The sequence below is a fragment of the Actinoallomurus liliacearum genome, assembly GCF_039542035.1.
Classification (GTDB): domain Bacteria; phylum Actinomycetota; class Actinomycetes; order Streptosporangiales; family Streptosporangiaceae; genus Actinoallomurus; species Actinoallomurus liliacearum.
In genome coordinates this window covers 1-15,230 of record NZ_BAABHJ010000012.1, presented here as the reverse complement: position 1 = coordinate 15,230, position 15,230 = coordinate 1, and the positions used below count along the sequence as shown (strand labels likewise).

At 71.8% G+C, this 15,230-nt stretch carries 17 protein-coding genes; 7 read left to right on the top strand and 10 right to left on the bottom strand.

Annotated features, from left to right (window positions below; all coding sequences use genetic code 11):
- Positions 1 to 28: 28 nt before the first annotated feature.
- The 5 genes from ABD978_RS20605 to ABD978_RS20585 form a co-directional block, all read right to left on the bottom strand.
- Positions 29 to 1,360: an acetyl-CoA carboxylase biotin carboxylase subunit gene (locus tag ABD978_RS20605; RefSeq protein WP_345356668.1), complete on the bottom strand. Its 1,332-nt coding sequence runs from the start codon at positions 1,358 to 1,360 to the stop codon at positions 29 to 31.
- Between the two features lie 95 nt (positions 1,361 to 1,455).
- Positions 1,456 to 2,724, bottom strand: a complete 1,269-nt coding sequence (locus ABD978_RS20600) for an HD-GYP domain-containing protein (protein WP_345356665.1) — start codon at positions 2,722 to 2,724, stop codon at positions 1,456 to 1,458.
- A 186-nt stretch (positions 2,725 to 2,910) separates the two neighbouring features.
- On the bottom strand, positions 2,911 to 4,251 hold the full coding sequence (locus ABD978_RS20595; RefSeq protein ID WP_345356663.1) for an HD-GYP domain-containing protein: 1,341 nt from the start codon (positions 4,249 to 4,251) through the stop codon (positions 2,911 to 2,913).
- A gap of 226 nt (positions 4,252 to 4,477) precedes the next feature.
- Positions 4,478 to 4,744: a mycothiol system anti-sigma-R factor gene (gene rsrA / locus ABD978_RS20590; protein ID WP_345356660.1), complete on the bottom strand. Its 267-nt coding sequence runs from the start codon at positions 4,742 to 4,744 to the stop codon at positions 4,478 to 4,480.
- Positions 4,741 to 5,370, bottom strand: a complete 630-nt coding sequence (locus tag ABD978_RS20585) for a sigma-70 family RNA polymerase sigma factor (protein WP_345356657.1) — start codon at positions 5,368 to 5,370, stop codon at positions 4,741 to 4,743. The genes rsrA and ABD978_RS20585 overlap by 4 nt, the downstream gene beginning before the upstream one ends.
- Before the next feature lie 235 nt (positions 5,371 to 5,605).
- Here ABD978_RS20585 and ABD978_RS20580 point away from each other — a divergent pair, with 235 nt between their 5' ends.
- Positions 5,606 to 6,367, top strand: coding sequence for a methyltransferase domain-containing protein (locus ABD978_RS20580; protein ID WP_345356654.1), 762 nt, complete (start codon positions 5,606 to 5,608; stop codon positions 6,365 to 6,367).
- 69 nt (positions 6,368 to 6,436) lie between these two features.
- On the opposite strand, the gene ABD978_RS20575 is transcribed toward ABD978_RS20580, so the two are convergent.
- Positions 6,437 to 6,769, bottom strand: a complete 333-nt coding sequence (locus ABD978_RS20575) for a TraR/DksA family transcriptional regulator (protein WP_252775578.1) — start codon at positions 6,767 to 6,769, stop codon at positions 6,437 to 6,439.
- Positions 6,770 to 6,790: 21 nt separating this feature from the next.
- A complete protein-coding gene (locus tag ABD978_RS20570) occupies positions 6,791 to 7,729 on the bottom strand; it encodes an SOS response-associated peptidase (RefSeq protein ID WP_345356650.1) in 939 nt (312 codons plus the stop codon).
- Here ABD978_RS20570 and ABD978_RS20565 point away from each other — a divergent pair.
- Complete coding sequence (locus ABD978_RS20565; protein WP_345356647.1) at positions 7,728 to 8,285, top strand: DoxX family protein; 558 nt, start codon at positions 7,728 to 7,730, stop codon at positions 8,283 to 8,285. The genes ABD978_RS20570 and ABD978_RS20565 overlap by 2 nt on opposite strands.
- Before the next feature lie 48 nt (positions 8,286 to 8,333).
- Here the strand turns inward: ABD978_RS20565 and ABD978_RS20560 are convergent, their stop codons facing one another.
- Complete coding sequence (locus ABD978_RS20560; RefSeq protein WP_345356644.1) at positions 8,334 to 8,990, bottom strand: ATP-binding cassette domain-containing protein; 657 nt, start codon at positions 8,988 to 8,990, stop codon at positions 8,334 to 8,336.
- 283 nt (positions 8,991 to 9,273) lie between these two features.
- Here ABD978_RS20560 and aroA point away from each other — a divergent pair, with 283 nt between their 5' ends.
- Genes aroA through ABD978_RS20545 form a run of 3 tightly spaced genes read left to right on the top strand, consistent with a single transcriptional unit; the run spans position 9,274 to position 11,900 of the window.
- Complete coding sequence (gene aroA, locus ABD978_RS20555; protein ID WP_345356641.1) at positions 9,274 to 10,530, top strand: 3-phosphoshikimate 1-carboxyvinyltransferase; 1,257 nt, start codon at positions 9,274 to 9,276, stop codon at positions 10,528 to 10,530.
- A 3-nt stretch (positions 10,531 to 10,533) separates the two neighbouring features.
- Positions 10,534 to 11,565, top strand: a complete 1,032-nt coding sequence (gene rsgA / locus ABD978_RS20550) for a ribosome small subunit-dependent GTPase A (protein WP_345356638.1) — start codon at positions 10,534 to 10,536, stop codon at positions 11,563 to 11,565.
- The gene (locus tag ABD978_RS20545; RefSeq protein WP_345356635.1) at positions 11,478 to 11,900 is read left to right on the top strand and encodes an MmyB family transcriptional regulator; all 423 of its coding nucleotides are present in this window, start codon (positions 11,478 to 11,480) and stop codon (positions 11,898 to 11,900) included. Before rsgA ends, ABD978_RS20545 begins: the two co-directional genes overlap by 88 nt.
- A 121-nt stretch (positions 11,901 to 12,021) precedes the next feature.
- Here ABD978_RS20545 and ABD978_RS20540 read toward each other — a convergent pair whose 3' ends face one another.
- Positions 12,022 to 12,705 carry an HAD family hydrolase gene (locus ABD978_RS20540; protein ID WP_345356632.1) on the bottom strand — a complete coding sequence of 228 codons (684 nt, stop codon included), beginning with the start codon at positions 12,703 to 12,705 and terminating at the stop codon, positions 12,022 to 12,024.
- A gap of 82 nt (positions 12,706 to 12,787) precedes the next feature.
- Between ABD978_RS20540 and hisN the strand changes: the two genes are divergently transcribed.
- A complete protein-coding gene (gene hisN, locus ABD978_RS20535; protein ID WP_345356629.1) occupies positions 12,788 to 13,591 on the top strand; it encodes a histidinol-phosphatase in 804 nt (267 codons plus the stop codon).
- A gap of 463 nt (positions 13,592 to 14,054) precedes the next feature.
- Positions 14,055 to 14,564 (top strand): hypothetical protein, encoded by a 510-nt coding sequence (locus ABD978_RS20530; RefSeq protein ID WP_345356626.1) that lies wholly within the window; start codon positions 14,055 to 14,057, stop codon positions 14,562 to 14,564.
- A gap of 148 nt (positions 14,565 to 14,712) precedes the next feature.
- On the opposite strand, the gene ABD978_RS20525 is transcribed toward ABD978_RS20530, so the two are convergent.
- Positions 14,713 to 14,892, bottom strand: coding sequence for a DUF397 domain-containing protein (locus ABD978_RS20525; RefSeq protein WP_345356623.1), 180 nt, complete (start codon positions 14,890 to 14,892; stop codon positions 14,713 to 14,715).
- Between the last annotated feature and the right edge of the window lie 338 nt (positions 14,893 to 15,230).

The following is a 15,230-nucleotide window of genomic DNA, read 5'->3' as shown; positions in this document are numbered from 1 at the left end:
GCGTCTTGGCAGTGTGCCGTACGGCCCATCACCGGGCTCGCATCCGGTCCACGAGTCCGGTGTCGTACTCGCCGGTGGCGAAGCCGGCGTCGTCCAGCAGTTCGACGAAGAACGGCAGGTTGGTCTTGAGGCCCTCGATCCGGAAGTCCGCCACCGCACGGCGGGCGGCGGCGAGGGCCTGGGCCCGGTCCGGGCCGTACACGCAGAGCTTGGCCAGCAGCGGGTCGTAGAACGGCGTGACCTTGTTGCCCGCGCGGTAGCCGGAGTCGACGCGGACGACCTCGCCGGTCGGCTCCTCCCAGACGTTGATCGTGCCGGGGCTGGGCAGGAAGCGCTTCGGGTCCTCGGCGTACACGCGGAACTCGATGGCGTGGCCCCGCGGCTGGACGGAGGTGAAGGACACCGGCTCGCCGGCCGCGATCAGCAACTGCTGTTCGACCAGGTCCAGGCCGGTGACGAGCTCGGTGATCGGGTGCTCGACCTGGAGACGGGTGTTCATCTCCAGGAACACGAAGTCCTGTGCGACCGGGTCGACCAGGCACTCGACCGTGCCGGCACCGCGGTAGCCGACGGCCTCACCGGCGCGTACGGCGGCGGCGAGCATGCGGGCCCGCAGCTCCGGGCCGACGGCGGGCGACGGGGTCTCCTCGACGATCTTCTGGTGCCGGCGCTGCACGGAGCAGTCGCGCTCCCCCAGGGCCACGACCGTGCCGTCGGCCAGGCCGAGGATCTGCACCTCGACGTGCCGGGCGCGCTCGATGTACCGCTCCAGCAGGATGTCCGGGTTGCCGAAGAACCGCTCGGCGCGGGTGCGGGCCGTGTCGTACGCCTTGCGCAGCTCGGCCTCGTCGCGGGCGACGCTCATCCCGATGCCGCCGCCCCCGCCGGCCGCCTTGACCATGACCGGGTAGCCGATGCCCGCGGCCACCGCCGCGTCGGCGTCGGGGACGGGCTCGCGGGTGCCGGACGCTACGGGGACGCCCGCCTTCTCCATGAGGTTCCGCGCGTTGATCTTGTCGCCCATCGCGGCGATCGCCTCGGGCGGCGGGCCGATCCACACCAGTCCCTCGGCGATCACCCGCTCGGCGAACGCGGCGTTCTCCGCGAGGAAGCCGTAGCCGGGGTGGATCGCCTGCGCGTGGGTGCGCTTGGCCGCCTCCATCACCGCGTCCACGTCGAGGTAGCTCTGGGCGGGCTGGGCGGGCCCGATGAGGATCGCCTCGTCCGCCTCATCGACGTACGGCAGATCCGCGTCGGCCTCCGAGTACACCGCGATGGCCTTGATTCCAAGGGCACGCACCGTACGGATCACACGACGGGCGATCTCTCCGCGGTTGGCCACCAATACGGACTCGAACACCGATCCTCCTTATTCGCACTCGGCCCAGCGAGAATAACCACGCGATGCCCGATGTACCGTCGCGCGCGGCGACAAAAACCCGTGGGGTCGGCTTGTCACCGCATGCGGTCGACAGCGTGGCCGAGCGCCTCGATCACCGTGGGGTCGTACTCCGCCGCCGAGTCGAGGCGCAGCCGCTCCAGCACGGCCGCCGACCGGTCGCGGTCGGCCGAGTCACCGACGAGATCATCGTAGGCGTTCGCCACCTTGATGACACGGCTCGCGAGGGGTGGCGCCGAACCGTCGCTCACGCGGTACGGGTCGGACTGGCGGCGCACGATCTCGGCGACCTCGTCCAGCACGCCGGTCTTGGTGATCACGCCCGCGCCGAGCTCGGCGATGCGGCGCTGCTCCTGGGGGGAGGCGAGGACGGTCGCGCCGCCGGGGATCGGGTCGCGCAGCGAGAGCTGCCCGATGTCGTGCATCAGCGCGGCGTACTCCAGCTCGAGGAGCGCTTCCTCGGTCATGCCGAGCTCTCGGCCCATCGCGACGGCGAGCCGGCTGACGCGCCGGGAGTGCCCCGCCTCGACGTACCCGCCGACCTCGGTGACCTGGGACAGGGCACGGACGGTCTGCAGGTAGGTCGCCCGGATCCCGGCGAACCGCCGGAACGCCACCTGAGTGACGAGGATCGGCGCGGTGAAGACGAGCAGCGCGGCCGGGCCCATGACGAACGTGCTGACCGCGAGGAGCATGCCCGTCGCGCCCGAGGCGGCGCACAGCGGCCCCATGGCCCGGATCTCGTCGCCGAGCGCGATGCCGAACCGCGCGCGCACCGCCTCCGCCCGGATCACCGCCGCGACGCTGATGTCGACGACGCACGACAGGATCACGGTCAGCACCATCACGGTGATGAGCGCCGGCCAGTACTCGCGCAGCGAGGAGTCCATGATCGGCCGGAAGATGAAGGCCACCACCGAGGGGGTGAGGATCCGCCGGGCCAGCGCGTCGAGCCGGGGAATCCGGCCGACCGCGATGTGCGGCAGCGCGCCGGCGAGGGTCCCGCAGGCGGTGACGGTCACGACCTGGAAGGCCGAGTGGACGGCGGACTCGGCGCCGACCTTCAGCAGGAGCGCGTATCCGAGCGCGCCCGCGCTGGCGATCGGCGCGACCTCGCGGTTGCCGGGCACGAGCATGCGCAGCAGCTCGCCCACCGCGATCAACGCGCCGAACAGCACGGCGGTGCGGGAGTCGACGACGCCGACCGCGGCGACCTGGGTGACCGAGCCGATGACGAGCAGTCCCGTCACCGCGATCAGCAGGAGCTGCGCGGAGTCCAGCGCCTGGCCGACGGCGCGTCGGCGCGCGGGCGCCGGCGCGCTCATGGGCGCCTCCTCATGTGGGGCCTCCCGCTCGAAACCGCATCCCTACGCGGGCGCCATCCCGCACCGCGTCCCTTACGCGGGCGCCATCCCGTACCGCACCCCGTACGCGGGCGCCGACGCGCACCGTATCCCGTACGCGGGCGCCGGCCCGCTCGGCCGTGCGCTCCGGGGCGGGGCGCCGCCCGGTCACGAGCGGACGCCTTCACCCGCGACGCGCAGCGGCACGCTGGGGTCGTCGTGGTCCTGTTGGGCCGTCTCCTCGCCCTCGGGCGGGGCGACGGGATCGGGCCGGTTCCAGCCGTCGCGCTCGACCGCGGTGACGAACGCCTCGACCAGCGCGGGATCGAAGTGGGTGCCCGCGCAGCGCCGCAGCTCGGTCATGCCGGCCTCGAGGGACATGGCCGGGCGGTAGGACCGGGTGGAGGTCATCGAGTCGAACGCGTCCGCGACCGAGATCACCCGGGCGAACTCGGGGATCTCCGACCCGGCCAGGCCCATGGGGTACCCGGTGCCGTCCATCCGCTCGTGGTGGTGCATGATCCCCGCCAGGGCCTCGTCGAGGAAGCCGATGTCACGGACGATCTCCAGGCCGCGCATCGGGTGCAACTGGATGGCGGCGAACTCCTCCTCCGACAGGGCGCCGGACTTCTGCAGCACCTTCGTCGGCACGCCGAGCTTGCCGACGTCGTGCAGCATGCCGGCGTACCGGACCGCGCCGACCCGGTCGGGTCGCATCCCGATCTCCTTGGCGATCATCGACGCGCCGCGGGAGACCCGCTCGCTGTGGCCGCGCGTGTAGTAGTCCTTGGTCTCCACCGCCTGGCACAGCGCCGCGATCGTGGCGGCCTGGGCCTCCTGCTGGGCCTGGGTCTGCTCCAGGGCCCACCGGGCGATGAACATCGGCAGCAGCACCAGCACCGCGGAGAAGGGGCCGACGACCCCCCACGGCGCGGCGATCAGCAGGCCGAACATGCCGTACGCGAGCTGACCGATGGCGAGCTGACCGACGGGTCCCCAGCGGAACCCCCACATGGGCGCCTGCCGGGTCAGCACGAGGATGATGGCGATCAGGCCGAGGTTCACGGCGACGTAGGTGGCCAGCGCCGCGACGTAGGGCGGGATGATGCCGGGGAACGATCCGTCGGACGGCTTGCCGACCGTGCCTCCGGCCGCCCGGTAGACCACGCCGGCGAGGTATCCGGAGAGGGCGAACTGCGCGCCGTTGAAGACCCTCTTGACGAGGGCGACGTCGCGTCGGCCGGTGACTACGGCCGAGGCGCCCACCAGGGCGGCGCCGACGGGCCCGAGGAGCACGACCGAGGCCAGGCCGGCCGAGTAGCTCAGCGAGACGCGGGCGCTGGCGCTGCTGAGCAGCGCCGGCACCGACTCGCAGATCACGGAGAGCACCGCAAGCACCGCGAGCGTCGTCCAGTGGATGTGGTGGAACGACGAGAGAGCGATGCATGAGGTGCCGAGCGCGACGACCGTACAGACGTAAGCCCATGCGGCCAGGGGTAGTCCACGCAATGCCGCCCCCACGAGGTAATGGGCTAAGCCCAGGACACGCCTACTCGCATGTGTTTCTGCCTCCCCTGTCGCGCCTGGGCACCTGGACGGTGCGGCGGCCCGGCTACGACTCGACGATGCCCGAATGATCGGGGGTAAGCCTAACCCGAGTGTGACAGGTCACGCAGACGCCCGCGGAAACGTGAGCAAAGCGTGAACCAATCGTCACCTACGGTCCTGATCCGCCTTACTCGGGCAGTGAGGAGCGGACCTGCTCGATGCGCCCCATGACCTTCGCCCGCAGGTCCGGCGGCACGGGGTCGCACCCGCACGACTTGTGCACGAGCTTCTTCACGGCCTCCTCGAGGCCGTACTCCCGGAGACAGGGCCCGCACTCGTCGAGGTGCTGCCGGATGTCGGAGCAGCCGCCCTGGTCCAGCTCGCCGTCGAGATAGTCGTAGATACGGCCCAGCACCTCAGAGCACGGGGTCTCGTGCGGCTTACCGCAGCTCATGACTGGTCCTCCCTACGCTGTCCGCCGTTCGCGCGGGCGAGACCGTGCTCACGCGCGTAGTCCTCGAGCATCGAGCGCAGCTGACGCCTACCACGATGCAGCCGGGACATCACCGTACCGATCGGAGTGCCCATAATGTCGGCGATCTCCTTGTACGAGAAGCCCTCCACGTCGGCGAAGTAGACCGCCATGCGGAAGTCCTCGGGCAGCGCCTGCAGGGCCGTCTTGACGTCGGAGTCGGGCAGGTGCTCGAGCGCCTCGGCCTCCGCGGACTTCAGCCCGCTCGAGGTGTGGGATTCGGCCCGCGCGAGCTGCCAGTCCTCGATCTCCTCGGCGGCGGACTGCTTGGGCTCCCGCTGCTTCTTGCGGTAGGAGTTGATGAACGTGTTGGTGAGGATCCGGTAGAGCCAGGCTTTGAGGTTCGTGCCCTCCTGGAACTGATGGAAGGACCCGAACGCCTTCGCGAAGGTCTCTTGGACCAGGTCCTCGGCATCGGCCGGGTTCCGCGTCATCCGCAGCGCGGCCGAGTAGAGCTGGTCCAGGAACGGCAGCACGTCGCGCTCGAAGCGCCTGGTCCGCTCCTCCAGTGTCTCCACTGCCTCGGGAACCTGACCCACCTCCTCCATCCGGCCGACGTCGGCATCGGAACCGTACGCACCAGACGATAGCGGGTCCGCCGGCGACGCCTGCCGACGGTCCGCGAGCAGAAGGCTCATCATCACCTCGAACTAATCCATGTCACCGACCGTTATGACGCAGTGCAACACCTCGCATGGCCGCGGGATTCCCGGGAAAGAGGAATGCTCGGTCACCAGTGACAACGGGTGAAGCGATGCCGTCGACAGGGAAGGATTGGGATAAATGCATCCCCGAGGAGCCGCCGTGCTGTCGATTCCGGCGAAGCATCCCGCTGTCGGCGAGTCCGAGTCGCTTGCGAGCTACTGGACCTTCTACTGGGCCGTCGCCGCCGCCCAGCTCTCCCGCTGGCTTCCGCACCGGCCGTCCCGCGTGCTCGATCTGTCGGGCCCGCAGGCACGCTGCGCGCCGCAGGCGGCCGCGGCGGGCCACACGGTCGTCGAGGTCCGGGAGACACCGCGCAGCGGGCCGCACTCACGGCGGGTACGGCCGGTGGTGGCCGATCCCGCCTCGCTCGGGTTCCTCGCCGACGGCTCCTTCGACGCCGTGGTCGCCGAGGGCCGGGTCCTCTCCCGGCATCTCGTCACCGAGAACATCGTGGCGGAGATCTCACGGGTGCTCCGGCCGGGCGGCCGGGTGCTCATGTGCGTCGACTCGCTCGTGCTCGGCATGGCCATCCTCGCCGAGCAGAACTTCTGGGCGCACCTGTCGGACGTGCCCCGCTCCGAGGTCGTTCTGGTGCCCTGGCCGGACGGCTCGATCACCCGCTGCTTCGGCGCCGAGCAACTGCGCGAGCTGCTCACCGACAGCGGGCTGGAGCTGGAGTGGATCAGGCCTCGGACGACCCTGTCGCCCTCGACGGTCGAGCACGTCCTGAGCACGAGCCCGCAGGCGCTCCCGCGGCTGGTCCGCGCGGAGCTGACGGCGCCGCTCGGCGACGAGCCGGTCGGCATCCACCTGGTGGCGAGCGCCATCAAGAGCTTCTGACGGCCCACGCGGGGTACGGGCACCCGATCCTCCGGGCGGCTCGTACCCGCGCGGACCCTGAGGGAAGTCTCAGCGCCGGAAACGGTCGTGCTTGGCCTGGCAGGTGACGCAGCGGGCGGCGGCGGGCCGTGCCTCCAGCCGCCCCTCCGGGACCGGCTGGCCGCAGTCGACGCACTTGCCGTACGTGCCCGCCCGGGCACGGGCGAGGGCGGCCAGCACCTCGGCGCGCTCGCGGCGCATGGCGTCCAGCGCGGCCTCCGCCCGGTCGGTGGCGGACAGGCTCGCGCCGGCGTCGGCGGTGTGCTGGTCGGCCTCCGGGTGTTCGCTCCGTAGGACGGCGATCGCCTGATCGAGATCGGCGAGCATGTCCTCCAGGCGCCTCTGCGCCGTGTCCACGACCATGCGTACCTCCTGGCGAGGCGGTCAGAACAGCGTGGGGGTCTCGCCTGGAGAGATACCCAGATCGGGCAGTGGTTTGACCAGTTCAGGCCCGTAATTTCGGACTTTGTTCACTGCCGTGGAGACGGGGTATGCCTCCAGCCGGCCGGCGGCGGCCGGCACCAGCAGGGACCGGACCTCCTCCGGGGCGGTCAGCTCCGGGTCGAGCCACGCGCCGAACCGCTCCGGCTCGACCAGCATCGGCATCCTCTCGTGGATGCGGCCCACGTCGTCGCTCGCCTCCGTGGTGATGACCGTGCAGCTCAGCAGCCACTCCTCCTCGGGCGCGTCTGTGTCTGCCCCGACCAGTCCATCCCGACCAGTCCATCCCGACCAACCGACCCCGACCGACCTCCCGGCCGACCCCGACCGACCTCCCGGCCGACCCCGACCGACCTCCCGGGCCGGACGCCAGACCTCGTAGAGGCCGGCCATCGCGAGCATGCTCCCGTCGGAGGGCCGGATGAAGAACGGCTGCTTGCCGCCCTCCTCACGCGTGTACCACTCGTAGTAGCCGTCGGCGGGCAGCAGGCAGCGGCGCCGGGCGAAGGCGCGCCGGAAGGCGGGTTTCTCGTGCACCGTCTCGACCCGCGCGTTGATCATCCGGGAGCCGATCGCCGGGTCCTTCGCCCAGGACGGCACCAGGCCCCACCGCGCCACGTGAAGCTCGCGGACGTCCCGCGTCAGGATCATCGGCACCGGCTTGGTCGGCGCGACGTTGTAGTCGGGTTCGAGCGCGTCGGTCGTGTCGCGCTCGACGTCGAAGGCGTCGATGATCTCCTCGCGCCCGCGCGCCGTGGAATACCGCCCGCACATGGCTCCCGCGTCCCCTTCCGGCCCGTACGGCGCACCGCGCGCCGGACGCGCCAAGCTTGCCAAAGAGGTGGGCTTGGTCGCGCGTACGGTGGGCATGACGGGTGTCATGCAACCCATCAGGACTCTCGCTCGTCCCCTCATGGCGGCGCCGTTCGTCGTGACGGGCATCGAGACGCTGCGCGATCCCGGCGCCCGCGCCGAGAAGATCGCCCCCGTGATCAAACCCCTCGCCGACCGTGTGTCCTGGCTCCCCACCAAGGACCCCGAGTCGCTCGTACGGTTGCAGGGGGCGCTGTCCCTGGGCACCGGCGTCCTGCTGGCGCTCGGCCGGTTCCAGCGGCTGTCGACGCTCGTCCTCGCCGGCCAGCTGGTCCCCAGCCTCCTGGCCGAGCACCGGTTCTGGGCGGAGGACGACCCGGAGCGGCGTGCCTCGGAGCGGTCCCAGTTCTTCAAGACCGCCGGGCTGTTCGGGGCGCTGCTCGTCGCCGCGTCCGCGCCGAGCAAGTACCGCCCGATCAAGGCGGCCCGTGCGGGCGCGCACGAGGCGAAGCTGCAGGCGGCGCTCGCCCGGTCGGAGGCGAGCCGCAAGGCCGAGCGTGCGCGGCGCAAGGCCGCCAAGCGCGTGACGGACACCCGCAAGAAGGCCGCGAAGGTCGGCCGCTGACGCCGGTCACGCCGGGGCCGCCGCAGCGCCTTCGTACGCCCGCGACGGTCAGATCTCCAGGACCTCGTCGACGTGGCGGAGGATCGGCGCGGCCCCCGGCAGGACCGTACGGTGCATGATCAGCAGGAGCGTACGGCCGTCGGCCGCGGCGATCAGCTCGGCCAGCGCCGCGTCCGCGGCGCCCGATTCGATCTCGTCCGGACCGGTGTCCGGCTCGTCGAGGATGAGGATCGGCAGGTCGGCCAGGAGGGCACGGGCCAGGGCGATCCGTCGGCGCCCGGCGCCGACGACCACGCTCTGATCGTCCACGCGGGTGTCGGGCGGCAGGTCGACCCCCGCCTCGGCGAGCGCGCGGGCGACGTCCTCGTCCGTGGCGTCCGGCCGGGCGACCCGGACGTTCTCGGCGATCGTCGTGTCGAAGAGATGGGCGTCGTGCGCGCACAGCCCGATGACCCCCCTGACGTCCTCGTCGGCGAGATCGCGGAGCTGCACGTCGTTCAGCGTGGCGACGCCCTGGTAGTCGAGGAATCCCAGCAGCACCGCCGCCAGCGCCGAGGCGCCCACGCGGCTGCGGCCCAGCAGCGCCACCCGGCGGCCCTGCGGCAGCAGCAGGTCCGTGTCGCCGAAGCCGATGACCTCACCGCCGGGCCACCGGGTCCGCAGGTCGGCGAGCCGCAGTTCGTACGGTCCCGGGGGAAGCGGCACCGATCGCCGTCCGGCCGCAGGCGTGTCCGGGCCGGCCGGCGCACGCCGGGCCCGGCGTCGTGACCGTGGCGAAGCGTCCACAGTGCTCCTGTCGATTGGTCGCTCAGCCCTCGGCTCAATGGTCGCGTGAGCTTCGTCGTTCGTTCGATCCGGCTGCCGTCAACATAACGACCGGTCAGAGCCGGCCGCCGGGGGATCTACCGGCGCATTCACCTTCCACGACGGTCTCGGCACCGGCGTTTTACCCGCCGTTCGCCACGGCCGCGACCGGTACCCTTCAGTCATGCATCCTCTGTGGTCCGCACCCGCCGCCGACGGGCCCGTCGACGCCGTCGTCGCGCTGCCGGGGTCCAAGTCGATGACCAACCGCGCGCTCGTCCTCGCGGCGCTGGCCGACGAGCCCTCGCTGATCCGGCGCCCCCTGCGCAGCCGCGACACCCTCCTCATGGCGGGCGCCCTGCGCACGCTGGGCGTGGCCGTCGACGAGGCGGCCGAGGGCGCCTGGCGCGTCACTCCGGATGAGCTGCGCGGCCCGGCGACGCTCGACGTCGGGCTCGCCGGCACGGTGATGCGGTTCGTCCCCCCGGTCGCGGCGCTGGCGACCGGCGCGATCGCCTTCGACGGCGACCCGCACGCCCGGAAGCGGCCGATGGGCCCCATCCTGGCCGCCCTGCGCGCGCTCGGCGTGGACGTGGAGGGTGACGCGCTTCCGTTCACCGTGGGCGGCACCGGCGCGGTGCCCGGCGGTTCGGTGACGATCGACGCCTCGGGTTCGTCGCAGTTCGTCTCCGGCCTGCTGCTGGCCGCCCCGCGCTACGCCAAGGGGATCGAGGTCCGCCACGAGGGGCCGCCCGTGCCGTCGGCGGCGCACCTGGCGATGACCATGCGGATGCTGGCCGACGTGGGCGTCTCCGTCGAGAGCGGCCCGGACGTCTGGCGGGTCCACCCGGGCGGCGTGCGCGGCGGCGAGGTCGACATCGAGCCGGACCTGTCGAACGCCGCGCCGTTCCTCGCGGCCGCCCTGGTCACCGGCGGCCGGGTGACGGTCCGCGGCTGGCCGGCGGAGACGACCCAGCCCGGTGACGCCCTGCGCCACCTGCTGACCGACATGGGCGGCTCGGCGACGTACGACGCGGGCGACCTCACCGTGCGGGGCGGCGGCGCGATCCACGGCATCGACGTCGACCTCGGCGACGTCAACGAGCTCACCTGTGTGATCGCGGCCCTCGCCGCGCTGGCCGACGGCCCGTCCCGGCTGCGCGGCATCGCCCACATGCGCGGCCACGAGACCGACCGGCTCGCCGCGCTGACCGCGGAGATCAACGGGCTCGGCGGTGACGTGCGCGAGCTGCCCGACGGCCTGGAGATCCGGCCCAAGCCGTTGCGCGGCGGTGTCTTCCACACCTACGACGACCACCGCATGGTGATGGCCGGGGCGGTCCTCGGCCTGGCCGTGCCCGACGTCGAGGTGGAGAACCTCCCGACCGTCGGCAAGACGCTCCCCGAATTCGGCGAGCTCTGGACGGAGATGCTCCGGTAACCCATGGCGCGCGACTGGGGGAGACTCGACGAGGACGACGTTCGGGTGCGCCCGGGCCGCGGCTCCCGGCCGCGTACCCGCCGGCGCCCGGCACATGAGGACGCCGTCGGCGGTTTCGTGATCGCGGTGGACCGCGGCCGCTACACCTGCCTTGTCGGCGGCGACGGCACCGGTCGCGCCACACGGAAGAAGGGCGGCGGCCAGCGGACGGTCACCGCGATGCGCGCCCGCGAGCTCGGCCGCAAGAGCGTCGTCGTCGGTGATCGCGTGCGGCTGGTCGGCGACGTGTCCGGCCACGCCGACACCCTCGCGCGGGTCGTCCGCATCGAGCCCCGCACCTCCACCCTGCGCCGGACCGCCGATGACACCGACCCGGTCGAGCGCGTGATCGTCGCCAACGCCGACCAGCTCGTCATCGTGACCGCGCTCGCGGATCCGCCGCCGCGCCCGGGGATGATCGACCGATGCCTGGTCGCCGCCTACGACGCGGGCCTGGAGCCGCTGCTGTGCCTGACCAAGGCCGACCTCGCGGTGCCGGATCCGCTGCTGGAGACGTACGCGCCGCTGGGCATCCCGTACGTCGTCACGCGCAAGGACGAGGCGGTCGACCACCTGGACGAGCGCCTGGCCGGGCGGCTGAGCGTGCTGGTCGGGCACTCGGGCGTCGGCAAGTCGACCCTGGTGAACGCCCTGGTCCCCGACGCCGAGCGCGCCGTCAGCGAGGTGAACCCGGTGACCGGGCGCGGCCGGCACACGTCGTCGTCGGCGGTCGCGCTGGAGCTGCCCGCCGCGGACGGCTGGATCATCGACACCCCGGGCGTGCGCAGCTTCGGCCTGGCCCACGTCACGCCCGATGACATCCTGGGCGCCTTCCCCGACCTGCTCGAGGGCGCCGCGGAGTGCCCGCCGCACTGCACGCACCTGCAGGACGACTGCGCCCTCGACGCATGGGCCGCGGCGGGGCACGCCGACGCGGCCCGCCTCGACTCGCTGCGCCGCCTGCTCGCGGCCCGCGAGGGCGACGACACCGACTGACCCGGCCCCGGCCACGCCTGCGGCCCCGGGCCCACCGTTCCTGGGTCCGGCAGGCCGCCGACGACCCGGAGCTGGCGGCCCTCGTCGGCGAGCTGTCCGTCAAGAGCGAGGACTTCCGCCGCTGGTGGGCCGACCACAACGTCAAGGACAAGAGCAACGGCCGCAAGGTCCTGCACCATCCGCTGGTCGGCGACCTCGTCCTGGACTACGAGTCGCTGCGGCTGCCGGACGATCCGGATCAGGTCCTCGTCACCTACACCGTGGAGGCGAACTCCCCGTCGGAGACGAACCTGCGCCTCCTGGCCTCCTGGAACACCGAGGCGCCGGTCGCGTGACCGGACCCGGCGCCCCGCCGACCCGATCCGCCTCGCCGGCGGATGGCCGTCGACCGGCCGCCGCGAGCCGAGCCGGCGGGTGCCCCCGTCGACCGGTCGCCACAGGTCGAGCCGTCGCGGGTCAGGTCGTCTGCCGGAGGCCGAGCTCGTCGATGCGGGCCAGGAGGTCGGCGGGGTCGGCGTACACGCGGAAGGCGCCCGTCCGCTCGAGCTCTTCACGGCCGTAGCCGCCGGACTGCAGGCCGATCCCCAGGGCCCCGGCGCGGCGTGCCGCGAGGAGGTCCCACACGCTGTCACCGACCACCATGGCGTGCCGCGGATCGACCCCGACGAGGGCGGCCGCGGCGAGGAACAGGTCCGGGTCGGGCTTGGCGAACCGCACCATGTCCCGTGTGATCATCGGCGTGTCCGACGGCAGCCCGAGCATTCCCAGCGCCGTGTGCGCCGTCTCCATCCGGCCGCTCGTCGCGATGGCCCACGGCACGCCGCGATCGGTGAGGAAGCCCAGGAGGTCGGCCGCGCCCGGCAGCGCTCGTACGGAGTCGACCTGGTCGAGGTAGGCGCGGGCGTGCAGGCTCTGCAGCTCCTCGATCTCCGCGGGGGTCAATGACACGCCCGTCTCGCGCAGCAGCGCCGACACGAACAGACCACCGCTCATGCCGATGCGCCGATGGATCCGCCACACCGACAGGTCGATCCCCACGACCGTCAACGCGTTACGCCAGGCGATCACATGCTGGTACACGCTGTCGATGAGAGTTCCGTCAAGATCGAACAGCAGTGCCGGCGTCGGAGGTTCGGGCATCGGCCGGGACTCGGAAGATATTAGGGTGTTCACGCCGTCTAGTGTCTCTGCCACGGGCGCTGTCGCGATACCGTTGCCCTTCGTGGCGGACTATTCGGATGACCTGCGGCTGGCACACGTCATGGCGGACGCGGCCGACGACGTCGCCACGCGACGGTTCCGGGCCCTTGACCTGCGTGTCGAGACCAAGCCCGACCTCACCCCGGTGACCGACGCCGACCGGCTCGTCGAGGAGTCACTGCGCAACACGCTGAAGCGGGCCCGGCCGCGGGACGCCATCCACGGCGAGGAGTACGGGCGCACCGGCTACGGCCCGCGCTGCTGGGTCATCGACCCGATCGACGCGACCAAGAACTATGTGCGCGGCGTGCCCGTCTGGGCCACGCTGATCGCCCTCATGGAGGGTGACGAGGTGGTCGTCGGGCTGGTGTCCGCGCCCGCGCTGAACCGCCGCTGGTGGGCGGCTCGGGGCGGCGGCGCCTGGACCGGCCGCAGCCTCGCCAAGGCCACCCGCTGCCGCGTGTCGGGCGTCACGGAGCTGGAGGACGCGTCGTTCTCCTACTCGAGCCTGACCGGCTGGGAGGAGCAGGGCCGCCTCGACAAGTTCCTCGACCTGGGCCGCACGGTGTGGCGCACTCGGGCGTACGGCGACTTCTGGTCGCACGTGATGGTCGCCGAGGGCGTCGTGGACGCCTCGGCCGAGCCCGAGGTCTCCCTGTGGGACGTCGCGGCCGTGCAGATCATCGTCGAGGAGGCGGGCGGGATCTTCACCGACCTGTCCGGCGTGCCCAGCCCGGACGGCGGCAGCGTCGTCTGCAGCAACGGCCTGCTGCACGCCAAGCTCCTCGAGCAGCTGGGCGGCGGCCCGCTCACCCTCCGGGTCTGAGTCGCCCGGAGGAGTTCCCGGGGAGTACGGCGCCGCGTGAGCGCGTTACGGCGCCGCGTGAGCGCCTCTGAGGGCCTCCTGACGCCATGTGGGATACCTGGACCAGGTCGGCGCAGGTCGATTCCTCGACGGGGCCCTCCGGAGCCCGGCCACCCCGCGACGATCACTTCTCGAGGCGTACGCCGAGGCCGAAGAAGACGCCCCCGACCGCGACGTCCAGGCGGCGCCGCGCCGGCGCAGCCACCGGCCGATCCGTCCGGCGAGCATGCCGACGGTGCCGTTCAATCGGGTCTTCGCGTCCTCCGACCGGATCGATCAGCCACTTTGACGTCGGTATCGACGTAGCAGGCCCGGCATACCGGTCATCGACCCGTCAGCGTCGGCGGCAATGCGACCACGACGGCGGCAACGTCATCGCGGAGGGGGCGAGGGGCTGTCCCGCGGACCTAGCGACGTCTACGGCATGCTGAACAGATTCGGGTACGTATGGGTGGCGATCGCACTCGTGCTCGTGGCCGCCGGGATGCGTGTGGTCGGTGTCGTCGCCGTGATCAACGTGTTCCGTGGTCTGCCGAAGAATCGAACCTCGATCGGCGCGGCGCTCACCGACCCCGCCACCGAGGTCACCTCCGGCGTCGGCATCGCCGTCAGCGGCACCCTCCCGGTGACCGGCCGCCGCCGTACGGCCATGTCATCGAGGAAGAGAAGATATATCGCGGATTCCGGAACACCGGTCGCCGTGGTAGTCGTTCTTCTAGGCGAAGTCCTCGGAACGGAGGCTGTCGTGGGACGCACCGGATATGTCGTAGGCGGAGTGGCCGTGGCGCTGATCGCCTGGTGGCTGCTGCCCGGATGGGTGACCCTTTTGATCGTGCTCGGCCTCATCGCCGCGCCGGTCGCCGGCTACCTGATGCTCGACCCGTCCCAGCGACGGCGGCTGCGCGGGCAGGCCCGCAAGCGGCTCGGGAGCTGAGCGACCGTCCCGGCCGCAGCGGAGCGGAGGCCGCAGCCGACGGTCGGCCCGGCGGCCGGGACGTCGACCGGCCGTCGGGGCGTAGCGCTCCTGGACGCCGCACGCGAGCAGGAGCGAGGTGCACGCTGAGCGGTGCTCGATGCGCCGGTCAGCGTGCGAAACGCTCGTCGAGGCCCTCGCGCATGTCCTCTGGCAGATCGTGTTTGCCCGCCTTGATGCGGTCGAGAAAATCACGCCATGCGCTCACGCTGAAGAACAGTTTCGGACCGTCAGGATCCTTGCTGTCGCGAACCGCGATGACGCGCTCGCCCTGGCCCTCGTTGGACACCACGCACCTCAGTTCCCCGGGCGGTCGGATGACCGCTGACGCACCGCCTGCTGAACGGCACATCCAAAACCTAGCAGGCACCGCCCGTATCGAACCCGCTCTTCCCAGTTCCGGACCAGCCCGAAAGGGTGAATCCAGCAGGCCGCCTGACACGGTGTGCGGAAGATCGTAAAAGCCCACCGCGGGCCGGCACGAAGAACATGCGCACCCGCGAGTGGGCCGCCGAAGCAGGAAGACCGCCGTTCCTGCCCTGAACGCAGGAAAGCCCGCCAGAAACCTGGCGGGCTTTCCTGATCTATGTAAGTGTCCGGCGGCGTCCTACTCTCCCACACCGTCTC